The following is a 15,640-nucleotide window of genomic DNA, read 5'->3' on the forward strand; positions in this document are numbered from 1 at the left end:
CGATGAGCGCCGCTGCACTCGCCGCGCCCCGAGCGCTGTCCGTGAAGGACATCGAGGACGCCCTGATCACCATCGACGACCGTTTCTACACCTATGCTCTCTCCGCCCTGCTCGTGGTGGTCGGGCTGTACTTCACCGTGCGCACCCGTGGTGTCCAGGTGCGCCGATTCGGCACCATGATGCGCACCATCACGGGCTCCCGCTCCGGCGCGGAGGGCGGCATCTCCTCCTTCCAGGCCTTCGCCGTCGGACTCGCCGCTCGCGTCGGCATCGGCAACGTCGCCGGAGTGGCGCTGGCCGTCGTCGCCGGCGGGCCGGGCGCCCTGTTCTGGATGTGGGTGGTCGCCGTCATCGGCATGGCCACCGCCTTCGCGGAGTCCACCCTCGCCCAGCTCTTCAAGGAGCGCGGCAGAGACTTCACGTTCCAGGGCGGTCCCGCGTACTACATCAAGAACGGTCTGGGCTCCAGGACCTGGGGGGCCGTGTTCGCCGGTATGTGCATCATCAGCGTCGGGGTGACGGTCGTCATGGTGCAGACCAACTCCCTGGCCGACGTCATCAGCGCCACCGTGCCCGAGGTCTCCCCGTGGATGGTCGGTGTCGCGCTCGTGCTCCTGACCGCGCCGATCGTGCTGGGCGGTCTGAAGTCCGTGGCCCGCGTCACCGAGGTCATGGCGCCGCTCATGGCCCTGGCCTACGTGCTCGTCGCTCTGGTCATCCTCCTGCTCAACCTCGGCGAACTCCCGCGCGTTCTCTCGGAGATCGTACGAGGCGCCCTCGGCGCCGACCAGGCTCTGTTCGGCGTCGCCGGCGGGGTCATGGCGGCCGTCCTCAACGGAGTGCGCCGCGGCCTGTTCTCCAACGAGGCGGGCCTGGGCACCGTCCCCAACGCCGCGGGGACCGCGACCGTGGCCCACCCCGTGAGGCAGGGCCTCATCCAGTCCTTCGGGGTCTTCGTGGACACGATCCTCGTGTGCACCGCCACCGGACTCATCATCCTGCTGACCACCGATGCCTATCGTCCCGGCGACGAGGGCCTCGCAGGCGCGGTGCTGACCCAGCAGGCGGTCGTGGAGCATCTCGGGACGTGGACGACCTGGCCCATGGTCGTCCTCATCTTCGTTCTCGTCCTCTCCACGGTGCTGGGCTGCTACTCGTACTCCCAGGTCAATGTGAACTTCCTGGGGGGCGAGCGCCGCGCCGAGCAGCTCTTCGGAGTGGTGCTGACCGCGGCCGCCTTCGCGGGCACCGTTCTGACGCTCCCGATCGTGTGGGCGCTGACCGACATCGCTCTGGGCCTGCTCGGTGTGCTCAACCTCGTCGTGATCGTGCGCCTGGCCCCGTGGGTCCTGGGCGCCCTGCGCGACTTCGAGGCGCAGGCCGCTGCGGGCGGGGAGCCGGTCTTCGTCGGACACGCCAACCCGCACCTGCCCGGCGACGTCCTGGATGGTGTCTGGGAGGCCTCTCGAGCCGAGGGCGACGACGGCGGTGGCGCGGACGTCTCGACGCCGACCGCGTGGGAGCGGTGAGCCGTGGAGGCGGTCAACTCGATCCTGTCGTCCCTGTCGGACCTGCTGTTCGGCACCGTCCTCGTATGGGTCCTGCTCGGCGCCGGCATCTGGTTCACACTGGGCACGCGCGCCGTCCAGCTGCGGCACATGGGCTCGATCGCGCGGGCCGTCGCGGGCTCGCGGGGCGGCGCCGAGGGCGGTATCTCCTCCTTCCAGGCCTTCGCCGTGGGGCTGGCCTGCCGGGTGGGCACCGGCAACATCGTCGGCGTCGCCCTCGCCCTGGTCCTGGGCGGGCCGGGCGCCGTGCTCTGGATGTGGCTCGTGGCCCTGCTGGGCACCGCCACCGCCTTCACCGAGGCGACGGCCGGCCAGCTGTTCAAGGTGGGCCGCGGTGACGGAACCTACCGCGGCGGGCCGGCCTACTACATCGCCCGTGGTCTGCGCCTGCCGGTGGTCGGGGGCGTTTTCGCGGTTCTGTTCATGGTCGCCAACGGCCTGGCCATGCCGATGGTGCAGGCCAACGCGATGACGGCGGCCCTGGGCGCCGCCGCCGGTCTGAACCCGTGGTGGGGAGCCGTGATCGTCCTGGTGCTGGTCTCCCCGGTGCTGCTCGGCGGGCTGCGGTCCATCGCTCGCGTCACCGAGTGGATGGCGCCGGCCATGGCCGTCATCTACCTTCTCCTCGTCGCGGTGGTCATCGGCCTGCACCCCGTGCAGGCCGCCCACGCCATGGGAGACATCCTCGAGGGCGCCTTCGCGGTACGGGCCGGCTTGGCCGGCACCGCCGGAGGCATTGTGGCCGCCGTGCTCAACGGTGTGCGGCGAGGCCTGTTCTCCAACGAGGCGGGGCTGGGCGGTGCCGCCTGCGCGGCCGGTTCCGCCACCGTCGCGCACCCGGCGCAGCAGGGCTTCATCCAGGCGTTCGGCGTCCTGGTCGACACCATTCTCGTGTGCACGGCCACGGCCCTGGCCATCCTCATCGCCGGACGGATCGATGGCTCGGTGTACATGCCGGGCACGACCGGGATCGATGACCCCGACGTCTCGGGAACCCTGACGCAGAGCGCCATCGCCTCCGTCCTGGGGCAATGGACCGCCTGGCCCATGACCATCCTCATCATGGTACTGGCCTACTCCACGATCCTGGGCGCCTTCTCCTATGCGGAGGTCTGCCTGGACTACCTCATCCGGGCCCCGGCGGCGACACTGGCGCTGCGCGTCGCCGCCGCGGCGTGCGCCTTCATCGGAGGGGGAGCGGCGCTGACCACCGTGTGGACCCTTGCCGATGTCCTGCTCGGGGCGGGGGCCCTGATCAATCTGGTCGCTCTGGTCATGCTGGGCCGATGGGTGCGCGGCGCCCTGCGCGACTGGGAGGCGCAGCGCGCCGAGGTGGCGGCAGGCACTCGGGCCGCGGACTCCATTCGTTTCGTCGCCACGGGCAATCCGTATCTCCCGGGCGAGTTGCCCGGCGGCGTCTGGATGCGCTGACGCGAGTACGGGCCGGACGACGACACCTCTCTGTAACGCGGGCGGCCTATGGTGGGCGCCCACCTTCCGTTCGCGGCCCCTCGCCCCGCGCGCGGCATGAGCCCTCGTCAGCCCGGAGGCCCCGATGCTCACCTCAGCGCTCACATTGATCACGAATTTCTTCCAGTTCGCGACCGAGGGGCTCGGTACGATCTCGGACCATCTGTACGGCGGGCTCCTGGCCTGGCTGCTCATCGCCGCCGGAATCTGGTTCACAGTCCGCACACGCGGTCTGCAGTTCCGCCTGTTCGGTCAGATGCTGCGGGCCATCGCAGGCTCGCGGGACGATGACGGGGGGATCTCCTCCTTCCAGGCCTTCACCATCGGACTGGCCTCGCGCGTGGGCACCGGCAACATCGTCGGCGTCGCCCTCGCCATCACCCTGGGCGGGCCGGGTGCCGTGTTCTGGATGTGGGTCGTCGCGCTCGTGGGCATGGCCACCGGCTTCATCGAGGCGACTCTGGCCCAGTTGTACAAGATCCGTCATCCGGAGGGCACCTTCCGCGGTGGGCCCGCCTACTACATCAGCCGGGGGCTGGGCTCGAAGCGGTGGGCGAGCGTCTTCGCAGTCGTCATCACCTTCGTCTTCGGCTTCGCCTACGAGGCCACCCAGGCCAACGCCATCTCCAAAGTCATGGAGGGCACCTTCGGCGTGCCGACCTGGGGGACCGCGGTTGCTCTGGTGCTCCTCACGATGCCCGTCGTCTTCGGGGGCATCTCGATCGTGGCGAGGATCGCCGAGTGGATGGCTCCACTCATGGCCGGCCTCTACGCCCTCCTGGCGGTCGCCGTGCTCGTGCTCAATGCGGACGCCATCCCCGCGGCGATGGCGAGCATCGTCCAGGGCGCCTTCGGAGTCGACCAGGCCTTCGCCGGCATTGCGGGCGGCTTCGCCGCAGCGGCCCTCAACGGCATCAAGCGGGGCCTGTTCTCCAACGAGGCGGGCGAGGGATCGGTTCCCAACGCCGCGGCGACCGCTACCGTGGCGCATCCGGTTCAACAGGGCTTCGTGCAGTCCCTGGGCGTGTTCGTCGACACCATCGTCGTGTGCACGGCCACCGCACTCATCGTTCTGCTCTCCGGGGTCTACACCCCGGAGGGCGCCAGGGCGCAGGCTGCGGTGGATCCGCAGGTCGCCAAGGACGCCGCATCGACCCTGACCTCCTCCTCGATCGGCGCGGTCCTGGGGGGATGGACCGAGTACCTCATGGCGTTCGTCATCTTCGTCTTCGCCTACTCCTCGCTGCTGGGCAACTACACCTACGCCCAGATCAACATGGACTTCCTGCGGGGCGTGGGGCACAGGCACTACGCCCTGCGAGCCATGATCGTGGTGGCCACGGGGATCGGGGCGATGGCCTCGTTGACCTTCGTGTGGAACCTGTCCGACGTCGCCATGGGCCTCATGGCGATCATCAACATCGTGTCGATCGTTCTGCTGGGTAACTGGGCCTTCGGTGCCCTGGCCGACTGGGAGAGCCAGAAGCGGCGTCTGGACGCCGGGGAGATCAGCGAGATCCGCTTCGTGGTCGAGGACAACCCCCACCTGCCGGGTAGTCTGCCCGGGCAGGTGTGGAGCGGGGCCGATGCCGGGCGGATCACGCCGCTGACGGATCAGGAGCGGGATCCTCATCGCGTCTCGTGATCGGCCGTCCCGCCGGCGTCCTCTACGCTGCCCTCATGAAGATCGCGCGTTTCTCCACCGGCGACGAGTTCCGCTACGGGATCGTCGAGGGCCTGCCGGCCGACGATCCGGCGCCCTCCGGAGAGTCCGAGGGACATCTCATCGTCCTCAGGGGTGATCCCCTCTACACCCTGCCCGAGGCCACCGGCGAGGTGGTGCCCCTGCTCGAGGCCCGCCTCGTCTCTCCCGTCATCCCGCGCTCCAAGGTTGTGGGCATCAGCGGGAGCTGCACCGCTCCCGCCTCGCAGCCGGGGGCCGAGCCGACCGTCTTCCTCAAGCCCAACACCGCCGTCGTCGGCCCCGACTCCCCGATCGTTCTGCCCCACTGGTCCCATGAGGTCCATTACGAGGCCGAGCTGGCCGTCGTCATCAAATCGGTTGCCAAGGACCTCGCTCCTCGGGACGTGCCCCGCGTCGTCCTGGGGTACACGGTCGCCAACGATGTCTCGGCCCGAGACCGTCAGCGCGGCGACGATACCTGGACGCGCGCCAAGGCCTTCGACACCTCCTGCCCGCTCGGCCCGTGGATCGAGGTTCCCGGGCCCGAGACCGGCTTCGACCCGGATGACGCGGTGGTGCGCGTCCGCGTGGACGGTGATCTCGTCCAGGAGGGCGCGACGAGCGACATGATCCGGTCGGTGGCCGAGCTCGTCTCCTACGCGTCGGGGATCTTCACGCTCCTGCCCGGCGACGTCGTGCTCACCGGGACGTCCGCGGGCACGGGCGAGATCCGGGCCGGTCAGCGCGTCGAGGTCGAGGTCGAGGGCATCGGTTCCTTCTCCAACCCCGTCGTGCGCCGTTGACCGACCGCCTCGGCCCTTTCAGGCCCGAGGCACCCGGATCGCCTCGACCAGGCGCTGCGCGATCCGGGCGGCGATGCCACGGCCCGTCGCCAGGTTGAGGCGGCAGAAGCGCTCGTATCCCCGCCCGAAGGCGGCGCCCGGATTCATGGCCACGCCGGGCTCGCGGCGGAAGAATCGCGCGGGGGCCATGTCGCCCAGGTCCAGACCCGAGCAGTCCAACCACGCCAGATAGGTGCCCGCGGGCGCGGTCATCTCCACGGCCTCGACCTCGTCCAGGGCCTCGGCCACGAGGTCGCGGTTGCCCCGGATGTAGTCGCGCACCATCCGGTTCCAGGCCAGACCCTCGGCCGAGAGGGCGGCGACGGCCGCCCGCGCCCCCAGCGCCGCCGCCTCGTCGGCCAGGTGAGCGCTGAGGGCGGACGCCTCCCACGACGCCCTGGCCCCGCCCGAGGCGATGAGCTGAGAGCACATGAGACCCGGGATGTTCCAGCCCTTGGAGACGGCGGTCGCCGTGAAGGTCAGGTCGTCCTCGGCCGCGGGGCGGGAGCCGTACGGCGTGTGGGCCGCAGTGGGGTCCAGCACGAGGGAGGAGTGGATCTCGTCGGCGAAGACCGGCACCCGGTGGCGCGACGACAGGGCGGCCACGGCGTCGAGCTCGATCGGCGTCAGGATCCGCCCCACCGGGTTCCAGGGGTTGCATAGGACGAGGAGCCCCGCGCCTCCCGCCATGGCCGCCTCGATGCCGTCCAGGTCGAGCGCCCAGGTGGGACGCCCGGCGGCATCGTGCCCGTGGAGCGCCGGGATCTGGATGCACTCGCGGCCGTACCTGCCCGGTATCGACAGGAACGGCATGTAGGCCGGTGTCGGAACGATCACCGCGGAGCCCGGGCTCGTGTGGCGCTCGATAATAGCGCCCAGCGCTGACAGGACGTTGGGCAGCAGGCTCACATCCCGGACGGGAATCCTCCAGCCGAAGGCCCGCTCGTGGAATGCGGCCACCGCCTCCCGGGTCGCCTCGCGCACGTCCATCGGCATGTAGCCCAGGGAGCCGTCCTCGATGGCGCGTCGCAGGACCGCCGTGACGGCGGGCGCGGTGCCGAGGTCCATCTCGGCCACCCACGCGCCGATGACGTCGCCGTCGTGCATGACCCATTTCAATGAGCCCCGGTCGCGCATGATCTCGGGCGTCAGGGCGTCGAATGCGAGGACGGGATCGCCCTGGGGGGCTGAGAAGGCGGAGACGGCGTCGGTCATGGCGTCACCCTATGGGAGCATTGCGGAGTGGAGACAGTCCGGCCCGCGACACCTGGGCCCGCGGCGCGGGGAGGGGAGGGGGCGGCGCTAGGCTTGCGCCACTATGACTGAGAACGCCCCTCGCACGCCTGACACGGACGTGCCGTCCGCCTCGCCGGCGCACGGCTCCGGCCCGGTCCGCGTCCGCTTCTGCCCCTCGCCCACGGGCATCCCGCACGTGGGCATGGTGCGCACCTGCCTGTTCAACTGGGCCTACGCCCGTCATACCGGTGGCACCTTCGTCTTCCGCATCGAGGACACCGACGCCGCCCGGGACTCCGAGGAGTCCTTCGAGGCCATCCTCGACTCCCTGACCTGGCTCGGCCTGGACTGGGACGAGGGCGTGGGCAGGGGCGGACCTCACGAGCCCTACCGCCAGTCCCAGCGGATGGACCTGTACCGGGAGGTGGCCGCCGAGCTGCTGGAGGCGGGCTACCTGTACGAGTCCTACTCCACTCCCGGGGAGGTCGAGACCCGTCATCGCGAGCGCGGCGAGGACCCCAAGCTCGGCTACGACGGCTTCGACCGCGACCTGACCCAGGAGCAGAGGGACGCCTTCCGCGCCGAGGGACGCCTCCCCGTCCTGCGGATGCGGATACCGGATGAGGACATCACCTTCACCGACCTGGTCCGCGGACCCATCACCTTCAAGGCGGGCAGCATACCGGACTACGTCGTCGTGCGCGCGGGCGGGGAGCCTCTCTACACGCTGGTCAACCCCGTCGATGACGCAGCCATGGGCATCACCCATGTCCTTCGCGGCGAGGACCTGCTGTCCTCCACCCCGCGGCAGGTTGTGCTCTATCAGGCCCTCATGGAGATCGGTCGGGCCGAGGTCATGCCCGAGTTCGGGCACCTGCCCTACGTCATGGGGGAGGGCAACCGGAAGCTGTCCAAGCGCGATCCTCAGTCGAACCTCCTCATCCACCGCTACCGCGGCATGATCCCCGAGGGACTCCTCAACTACCTGGCCCTGCTGGGCTGGTCGCTGAGCGCCGACCGCGACGTCTTCTCCGCAGCCGAGATGATTGAGGCCTTCGACGTCCATGACGTGGGCCCCAACCCGGCCCGCTTCGATCCCAAGAAGTGCGAGGCCATCAACGCCGAGCAGGTGCGAGCACTGGGCGAGGAGGACTTCCGCGACCGGTTGGTGCCCTACCTCGCCGACATCTACCCCGATCCGACCGATGAGACCGCGCAGGCGCCGCTGGTCTCGGCGGCTTCCTTCGACGGGCTCTCGGCGCGGGAGCAGGAGATCCTGACTGCGGCGGCGCCCCTCATCCAGACCCGGATCCAGCTGCTGCGCGAGTGCCGGGACATGCTCGGCTTCCTCTTCGTGGATGACGCCGACCTCGTCATTGACGGCAGAGCCCGGGACAGGCTCAGGGACTCCGCCGCGGACGTCCTGGACGCGGGCATCCGTGCCCTGGAGGGGCTCGCCGAGGATCAGTGGACGAAGGACGGGCTGGAGGATGCGCTGCGGTGCGCCATCGTCGATGGTCGGGGAATGCCCGGCGGCGAGGGGATCAAGCCCCGCCTCGCCTTCGGCCCGCTGCGCGTGGCCGTGACCGGCCGCCAGGTCTCGCCGCCCCTGTTCGAGTCGATGGAGATCCTGGGCGCCTCCTCGTCGCTCGCCCGGCTGCGCGCGTTGCGGGACCGGCTCGGCTGACGTCCGGGGCACGCGGTCCCGAGCGGGAGCGACTCCCGCTCGGGACCTGGCCCCCTTCGCCTCGCCGTCGTTCCGGGCCCCGTGGTGACAGCAAGGAGATCACGGAGCCTACTTCATAGTGCCCGCGCTCAGGCCCTCGATCCGGACACCGCCCAGAATGGTGTTCCACTGGTCGCTCGAGAGACCCGAGCCCTTGCGGCACATGGCCATGACGGAGAAGTTGAGCCCGGCATCACCGACGGCGCGGGCGAACTTGTAGCCCTCAACCTCCTGCGCCTCGGCGCCCGCAGCGGTGTAGGTTCCCGTCCATGCGATGGTGTAGCCCTGCATGGTGCCGCCGTCATCGCGGATGAGGCTGACGGTGTCGCGGCCGGTCTCATTAACGTCGGTGATGCTGCTCTCCTTGACATCGACCAGGGCCGAGCTCATGGCATCGTCCGACAGAGGGTTGTTGTGGATCACCTCGGAGATATCGCGCTTCTCAAGCCCGAGGCAGTTGCCGTCATAGGTGCGGAAGCCCTCGATGTTCCCCTGGTCGGTGACGGCGTCGGAGTTGACCACCGAGTCGTCCTGATACCACACCGAGTAGTCCTCGTTGTAGAACTTCAGCGATGGCGCGGTCCAGGGGGTCGAGGAGGGCCCGATCGTGGGGGCCTCCGCCGTGTGTCTGGTGCCGTTGCCGTCCGCCCCGGGCGTCGGGGTGCCGACGGGATCGATCGTGGGAGCCTCCGCCGTGGCCCTGGGAGTGCCCTCCTCCGATGGTCCGGGATCGGCTGAGTTGCTGGAGCCGGAGCAGGCGCTCAGCGCGAGGCCGGCCAGGCACAGGACCGCGCTGAGGGCCCGCGCGACACGGTGTCGGGTGCGGGAACGGGACGTGAAGGTCATCTGGACCTCTGCGATGTCGAAGGAATGGACGGGCGGGGCGGATGAAGCGGTCTCCAGTCTACGGTCCCGGGACGCCGACGGGGGAGTTCCGGGCAGCGGTCTTCGGAGAGGACTATCCATGGTCCGCCCATGGCCCGCGTCGAGCGATGGTTGATGTGGTCGCACTCACGTTATTCGGGTTTGTCGGCAAGAGGGTCTGCGTGTAAATTGTCTCCCGCTGCTCGGGACGCCTCGCGTTTCGCAGCGCACCAGCAGTGGGGTATGGTGTAATTGGCAACACAGGTGATTCTGGTTCATCCATTCTAGGTTCGAGTCCTGGTACCCCAGCGGAGAACTCGAGAGGTCCGGATGCGTCCTCGGGGACATGGTCCGCTGCGATCCCTCTCGGTTCCATCTGCGACAAGTGCATAATCCCGCCCCGTTCGTCTAGCGGCCCAGGACACCGCCCTCTCACGGCGGCAGCACCGGTTCAAATCCGGTACGGGGTACGAGTCGGGAGAGCATCCGGTTCTCCCGCGCGGGCCCCGTTCGTCTAGCGGCCCAGGACACCGCCCTCTCACGGCGGCAGCACCGGTTCAAATCCGGTACGGGGTACTCCTTTCGTCGCGTTTCTCATGCCCGGCCCCTTCGGTGGCCGGGCATCCGTCGTATTCGGGGCGCTTCCCGCCGCGGCGCCGATGCGGTGGCGCACCACGCCCTGGTTCCACTCATCTAGACTGCGTGGCGTGACGAACTTCCCAACGCTCAAGGCCCCCGGTCCGATTCCCGATGGCGCGATGCGCATCGTGCCCCTGGGGGGCCTCGGCGAGGTCGGCCGCAACATGACCGTCTTCGAGGTTGACGGCAAACTGCTCATCGTCGACTGCGGTGTCCTCTTCCCCGAGGAGGACCAGCCGGGCGTCGATCTCATCCTGCCCGACTTCGACTACATCGAGGACCGACTCGACGACATCGTCGCCCTGGTGCTCACCCACGGTCACGAGGATCACATCGGCGGCGTTCCCTACCTGCTGCGCCTGCGCGACGACATCCCGCTGGTGGGCAGCGAACTCACCCTCGCCTTCGTCGACGCCAAACTCAAGGAGCACCGCATCCGCCCCGTGCTGCGTGTGATCGCGGAGCACGAGACGGCCTCCTACGGGCCCTTCGGACTCGAGTTCGTCGCCGTCAACCACTCCATCCCCGACGCCATGGCGACCATGATCCGCACCGGTGCCGGCAATGTGCTGGTCACCGGTGACTTCAAGATCGACTCCCTGCCGATCGACGGGCGCATCACCGACCTGCGGTCCTTCGCGCGATTCGGCGACGAGGGCGTGGACCTGTTCTGCGTGGACTCCACGAATGCCGAGGTGCCCGGGATGATCGGTCACGAGAACCAGATCGGCCCCGTGCTCGACAACGTCTTCGCCGAGTCGGACCAGCAGATCATCGTGGCCTCCTTCTCCAGTCACGTCCACCGCGTTCAGCAGGTTCTCGACGCCGCTGCGCTCCACGGGCGTCGTGTGGCCCTCGTGGGGCGCTCCATGGTGCGCAACATGGGTATTGCGGCCGAGCGCGGCTACCTCCGGGTCCCCGACGGCGTGCTCGTCGACGCCAGGGACGTCGCCTCTCTTCCACCGGATGAGCGCGTCCTCATGGCGACCGGCTCCCAGGGCGAGCCCATGGCGGCCCTGTCGCGCATGGCCCACGGCGAGCATCGCAGCATCACCCTGGAGCCCGGCGATACCGTCATCTTCGCCTCCTCCCTCATCCCGGGCAACGAGAACTCCGTCAACCGCGTCATCAACCAGCTCATGCGGCTCGGTGCGCGCGTCATCCATCAGGGCAACGCCAAGGTCCACGTCTCCGGCCACGCCTCGAGCGAGGAGCTGCTGCACGTCTACAACATCGTGGGGCCCCGCAATGTCATGCCGATCCACGGGGAGGTGCGTCATCTCGTGGCCAACGGCGCACTGGCAGTCAAGACCGGAGTCGCTCCGGGCAACGTCATCCTGGCCGAGGACGGCGTGGTGGTCGACCTGCTCGACGGGCGCGCCCGTATCGCCGGCGCGGTGCCCTGCGGCTACGTGTACGTCGATGGATCCTCCATCGGCGAGATCGACGAGACCGAGCTCAAGGATCGCCGCATCCTGGCGGAGGAGGGCTTCGTGTCCGTCTACGCCGTCGTCGAGACCAGGAGCGGAACCATTCTCGCCGGCCCGGATATCCAGGCCCGGGGCGTGGCCGAGGACGGCTCCGTCTTCGACGAGATCCTGCCCGACGTCACCACCGCTCTCCAGGAGGCCCTCGACAAGGGCAACGCCGATGCGCACTCCCTCCAGCAGGCGATGCGCCGCACGCTGGGGCGGTGGATCGGGCGCCGTCTGCGTCGTCGGCCCATGATCGTGCCCGTCGTCATCGAGGCCTGATGAGGATGGTTGAGGGTATATGAGCCCGCCGAGCATGCGCCGCCCGCCCTGCTTCATCTCCACCGGGAGCGTCCTGATCGACCTTCCGCTCCACGTCGGTCGGGTGCCCGCGCCCGGCGGCGCCGTCACGGCGACGTCCTCCGGACCCGCCGTCGGCGGGGGCTACACGGTCGTGTCCGCCGTCGCCCGTCAGGGGCAGCCGGCTGCTCTGGCCGCCACGTTGGGCACCGGCCCGAACTCCGCCCAGGTGCGCGAGACCATGATGACCGACGGAGTCGAGCTCGTCGTCGAGGAGCTCGTCGGCGACATCGGCACCTGCACCACCTTGATCGAGCCCTCCGGACGGCGCACCTTCATCACCACCGAGGGAGTGGAGGCCGAGCCCCAGCGGGAGGATCTCGACCGCCTCGAGCTCATAGAGGGCGACTGGGTCTACACCACCGGCTACGACCTGGCTCATCCCACGTCCAGGGACGTCCTCGCCGAGTGGCTCCTCGCCCTGCCCGCCCACGTCGGGCTCGCGGCCGATCTGGGGCCCGTCGAGCCCGATATCCCGAGCTCCATCATCAACCCGCTCCTGCGTCGCGTCGATCTGCTGACGGGCAACCACCTGGAGATCACGCAGCTCTCGGCGCGTCTCGGCAGCCCGGCGGCCATGCGGGAAGCGGCCCCCGAAGCCCTCATCGTGAGGCGCACCGGGGTGCACGGCTGCGTTCTGTGGCCGGCCCATGGCGACATGGTCGAGGTGCCCGGCTTCGCTCGCGATGTTCTGGACACCACTGGCGCCGGGGACACGCACACCGCGGTCCTGGTCGCGGGCCTCATGGATGGGCTCGGCGTCGTCGCCGCCGCCCGGCGCGCCAACGCCGCCGCGGCCGAGGCCGTCAGCCGTCTGGGGCCGGCGCGCTCGCCGCGGCGCGATGAGATCGATGCCCTGCTGGCCCGCCAGGCTCGCGACGCCTGATCCGTCCCGGACGTGACGCACGCATGACGGATTCAGCGGCGTGGCTGGCTGCCGAAACACGACCGGTTCGATAACGTCTTGAACATCATGGCCACTTCTCCCTCATCCTCCGCCCGCTCCGGCGCGCGGGGCTCCCGCGGGCGCGCCTCGAAGCAGCAGCCCACGCAGCCGATCGAGCCGCCCCGGTCGGGAAGCCGCTATCGTCGCACCGGATGGGCGTTCGTCGTTCTCGCCATGGCGGTCGTCACCGGTCTGCGCGAGTGGTTCGGCGTGTCCGGCGTCGCCGGGGGGCTGCTGCACCATCTGGCAGCCGGGCCCGTTGGCGTTCTGGGCATCGTCGTCCCACTCCTCCTCGGAGCACTGGGCGTGGCCATGCTGCGGGTCCGCCGCCTGGGTACGGTGCACGCGCGCATCAGCGTCGGCATGCTCGGCGTGCTGGCGGGCGTGACGGGCATTATCCAGGTGGTCTCCGGCAACCCCTCCTTGTCGCAGGGCGTGGCGCCGCTGGAGGAGGCCGGGGGGATGCTCGGCTGGGTCGTCGGCTACCCCCTGGCAGTGCTCTTCTCCTCCGTGGCGGCCGTCATCCTGTTCGTCCTGCTCATCGCGTTCTCCGTCCTGGTGATCTCCGGTCGTACCATCGCGGACCTGCGCGAGCAGCTCGCGGAGCGCCGCGCCGTCGCCGACCAGGAGGAGAGGGAGGCCGGGGACAATCTGGCCACGCGCGTCCTGGGGGCGATGCGCCGCACCGGCGGCCGCAAGGACGGGGACGACGAGACCGCGACTCGTGCTCTCGACTCCTACGACGGCGATGAGCCCTTCCGCTCCTCGTTGGAGACCGAGAAGCGCCCTCGGGGCAGCGGCCGTCGTAAGCGCACTCGCTCGTCCGCCGCTGGCACGGCGGACGCGGCGGACACGGCCGATGCGGCGGGCTCGTCGGTGGCCCGGACTGATCCCGATGACGCCCGCGACGCGACGGCGACCTCCGTGCTGTCCGAGATGCTGTCGGCCCCGCCTGTCGACGTGCCCCTGGACGATGAGCCCGTTCCGCCTCCGGTCGTGCGTCCGGGACGGTCCTCGGCGGAGCACCCTCGGGGATCGCGCGCCGCTCCTCCCGCCGAGCCCGATGCCCCCACCGAGGAGACTCCGGCGTTCGAGCAGCCCGACCTCGCCGACGAGCTCGGCATGGCGGGAACATCCGGGATGGCGCTTCCCGATGGCACGACCTATTCCCTGCCGAGCGAGAGCCTTCTGGAGCCGGGGGCGGGCCACGCCACGCGCACCGAGGCCAATGACGCGATCGTTGAGAGGCTCCAGGACGTCTTCACCGAGTTCAAGGTCGATGCCAGGGTCACCGGATACACCCGCGGCCCCCAGGTCACCCGATACGAGGTCCACCTGGGGCGGGGCGTCAATGTCTCTCGCGTGACGGGTCAGGAGAAGAACATCGCCTACGCAGTGGGATCGGACGAGATCCGCCTGCTGACCCCCATCCCGGGCAAGAGCGCCATCGGAGTCGAGATCCCCAATTCCGACCGCGAGATGGTCAAGCTCGGCGACGTCCTGCGCTCGGGAGCCGCCAAGAAGCAGCCGCACCCGTTGGTGGTGGGTCTGGGCAAGGATGTTGAAGGCGACTACGTGGTGACCAACCTCGCCAAGACGCCGCACATGCTCGTGGCCGGTCAGACCGGCTCCGGCAAGTCCTCCTTCGTCAATTCCATGATCACCTCGATCATGATGCGCGCCACTCCCGAGGACGTCCGCATGGTGCTGGTCGATCCCAAGCGCGTGGAGCTGACGATCTACGAGGGCATCCCGCATCTGATCACGCCGATCATCACCAGTCCCAAGAAGGCGGCCGAGGCGCTGGAGTGGGTCGTGCGCGAGATGGACGCCCGCTACGACGATCTGGCGTCCTTCGGTTTCAAGCACATCGATGATTTCAACAGGGCGGTGCGCGCCGGAGATGTTCAGCCCCTGCCCGGCTCCCAGCGCGAACTCAGCCCGTACCCCTACCTGCTGGTGGTCGTCGATGAGCTCGCCGATCTCATGATGACCGCGCCCAAGGACGTCGAGGCATCCATCCAGCGCATCACCCAGTTGGCTCGTGCCGCCGGCATCCACCTGGTCCTGGCCACGCAGCGCCCCGTCGCCCAGGTGGTGACTGGGCTGATCAAGTCCAACGTGCCCTCGCGCCTGGCCTTCGCCACCGCCTCCCAGCTGGACTCACGCGTCATCCTGGACCAGAACGGCGCCGAGACCCTCACCGGTCAGGGCGACGCCCTCTACCTGGGGCCCGGCACCTCCGCTCCCGTGCGCGTCCAGGGCTCGTGGGTCGATGAGTCCGAGATCCGCAGCGTCGTCGAGCACGTCAAGCGCCAGCTCGAGCCGGAGTACCGCGACGACGTGACCGTCCCGGAGGTCAAGAAGCAGATCGACGAGGAGATCGGCGATGACATGGATCTGCTGCTCCAGGCCGCCGAGCTCATCATCTCCAGCCAGTTCGGCTCGACCTCCATGCTCCAGCGCAAGCTGCGCGTCGGGTTCGCCAAGGCGGGCCGTCTCATGGACCTGCTGGAGTCCCGCGAGGTCGTCGGCCCATCCGAGGGCTCCAAGGCCCGCGATGTGCTGGTGCAGCCCGAGCAGCTTCAGGAGACGCTGGCCTGGATCAAGGGGGAGGGCGGCGCACCCGGGAGCGGGTCCGGGACGGAATCCGCGGAGGGCGCCGGTGCGGGCGACCACCAGCCGACGGCCACCCCGCCGGCCGCCTCCACCGCCGAGCCCGGGGCCGACTCCGGTCCGCCGGCCGCGGAGTCGTGGAACGACGACTCCTCGGGGGAGGATTCGGAGGACGCCTGGAGCCTGACCGGTCGCGGCGCCTCCTGGTGAACGCCGT

At 69.5% G+C, this 15,640-nt stretch carries 10 protein-coding genes and 3 tRNA genes; 11 read left to right on the forward strand and 2 right to left on the reverse strand.

Going from position 1 to position 15,640, the window contains the following annotated elements; all coding sequences use genetic code 11:
- Window positions 1–2 precede the first annotated feature (2 nt).
- From G448_RS0103390 to G448_RS0103405, 4 genes are all read left to right on the forward strand, one after another.
- Entirely contained in the window at window positions 3–1,529 is a 1,527-nt protein-coding gene (locus tag G448_RS0103390; protein ID WP_026406838.1) for an alanine/glycine:cation symporter family protein, read from the forward strand.
- Window positions 1,530–1,532: 3 nt separating this feature from the next.
- Window positions 1,533–2,999: an alanine/glycine:cation symporter family protein gene (locus G448_RS0103395; protein WP_026406839.1), complete on the forward strand. Its 1,467-nt coding sequence runs from the start codon at window positions 1,533–1,535 to the stop codon at window positions 2,997–2,999.
- A 124-nt stretch (window positions 3,000–3,123) separates the two neighbouring features.
- Window positions 3,124–4,683 (forward strand): alanine/glycine:cation symporter family protein, encoded by a 1,560-nt coding sequence (locus tag G448_RS14940; RefSeq protein WP_051268594.1) that lies wholly within the window; start codon window positions 3,124–3,126, stop codon window positions 4,681–4,683.
- A 35-nt stretch (window positions 4,684–4,718) separates the two neighbouring features.
- Window positions 4,719–5,525 (forward strand): fumarylacetoacetate hydrolase family protein, encoded by an 807-nt coding sequence (locus G448_RS0103405; RefSeq protein ID WP_026406840.1) that lies wholly within the window; start codon window positions 4,719–4,721, stop codon window positions 5,523–5,525.
- 18 nt (window positions 5,526–5,543) lie between these two features.
- Here the strand turns inward: G448_RS0103405 and G448_RS0103410 are convergent, their stop codons facing one another.
- Window positions 5,544–6,779, reverse strand: a complete 1,236-nt coding sequence (locus tag G448_RS0103410) for a MalY/PatB family protein (protein ID WP_026406841.1) — start codon at window positions 6,777–6,779, stop codon at window positions 5,544–5,546.
- 103 nt (window positions 6,780–6,882) lie between these two features.
- Between G448_RS0103410 and gltX the strand changes: the two genes are divergently transcribed.
- Complete coding sequence (gene gltX, locus G448_RS0103415; RefSeq protein WP_034494221.1) at window positions 6,883–8,487, forward strand: glutamate--tRNA ligase; 1,605 nt, start codon at window positions 6,883–6,885, stop codon at window positions 8,485–8,487.
- Between the two features lie 108 nt (window positions 8,488–8,595).
- Here gltX and G448_RS0103420 read toward each other — a convergent pair whose 3' ends face one another.
- The gene (locus G448_RS0103420; RefSeq protein ID WP_026406843.1) at window positions 8,596–9,372 is read right to left on the reverse strand and encodes a hypothetical protein; all 777 of its coding nucleotides are present in this window, start codon (window positions 9,370–9,372) and stop codon (window positions 8,596–8,598) included.
- Between the two features lie 255 nt (window positions 9,373–9,627).
- On the opposite strand from G448_RS0103420, the gene G448_RS0103425 reads away from it, so the two are divergent.
- From G448_RS0103425 to G448_RS0103450, 6 genes are all read left to right on the forward strand, one after another.
- A tRNA-Gln gene (locus tag G448_RS0103425) sits at window positions 9,628–9,699 on the forward strand.
- An 88-nt stretch (window positions 9,700–9,787) separates the two neighbouring features.
- Window positions 9,788–9,860, forward strand: a tRNA-Glu gene (locus tag G448_RS0103430).
- Window positions 9,861–9,893: 33 nt separating this feature from the next.
- Window positions 9,894–9,966: transfer RNA gene (locus tag G448_RS0103435), tRNA-Glu, on the forward strand.
- Window positions 9,967–10,148: 182 nt separating this feature from the next.
- Window positions 10,149–11,783 carry a ribonuclease J gene (locus G448_RS0103440; RefSeq protein ID WP_084436295.1) on the forward strand — a complete coding sequence of 545 codons (1,635 nt, stop codon included), beginning with the start codon at window positions 10,149–10,151 and terminating at the stop codon, window positions 11,781–11,783.
- 34 nt (window positions 11,784–11,817) lie between these two features.
- Window positions 11,818–12,747 (forward strand): PfkB family carbohydrate kinase, encoded by a 930-nt coding sequence (locus G448_RS0103445; protein WP_026406845.1) that lies wholly within the window; start codon window positions 11,818–11,820, stop codon window positions 12,745–12,747.
- An 87-nt stretch (window positions 12,748–12,834) separates the two neighbouring features.
- Window positions 12,835–15,633, forward strand: coding sequence for an FtsK/SpoIIIE family DNA translocase (locus tag G448_RS0103450; protein ID WP_051268608.1), 2,799 nt, complete (start codon window positions 12,835–12,837; stop codon window positions 15,631–15,633).
- Window positions 15,634–15,640 lie beyond the last annotated feature (7 nt).

Origin of the sequence: Actinomyces gerencseriae DSM 6844 (genome assembly GCF_000429265.1) — a bacterium.
GTDB lineage: Bacteria > Actinomycetota > Actinomycetes > Actinomycetales > Actinomycetaceae > Actinomyces > Actinomyces gerencseriae.

Coding starts and splice junctions, on each gene's coding strand:
- G448_RS0103390 (WP_026406838.1), top strand. CDS start 3: ATGAGCGCCGCTGCACTCGCCGCGCCCCGAGCGCTGTCCGTGAAGGAC.
- G448_RS14940 (WP_051268594.1), top strand. CDS start 3,124: ATGCTCACCTCAGCGCTCACATTGATCACGAATTTCTTCCAGTTCGCG.
- G448_RS0103405 (WP_026406840.1), top strand. CDS start 4,719: ATGAAGATCGCGCGTTTCTCCACCGGCGACGAGTTCCGCTACGGGATC.
- G448_RS0103410 (WP_026406841.1), bottom strand. CDS start 6,779: ATGACCGACGCCGTCTCCGCCTTCTCAGCCCCCCAGGGCGATCCCGTC.
- gltX (WP_034494221.1), top strand. CDS start 6,883: ATGACTGAGAACGCCCCTCGCACGCCTGACACGGACGTGCCGTCCGCC.
- G448_RS0103420 (WP_026406843.1), bottom strand. CDS start 9,372: ATGACCTTCACGTCCCGTTCCCGCACCCGACACCGTGTCGCGCGGGCC.
- G448_RS0103440 (WP_084436295.1), top strand. CDS start 10,149: ATGCGCATCGTGCCCCTGGGGGGCCTCGGCGAGGTCGGCCGCAACATG.
- G448_RS0103445 (WP_026406845.1), top strand. CDS start 11,818: ATGCGCCGCCCGCCCTGCTTCATCTCCACCGGGAGCGTCCTGATCGAC.
- G448_RS0103450 (WP_051268608.1), top strand. CDS start 12,835: ATGGCCACTTCTCCCTCATCCTCCGCCCGCTCCGGCGCGCGGGGCTCC.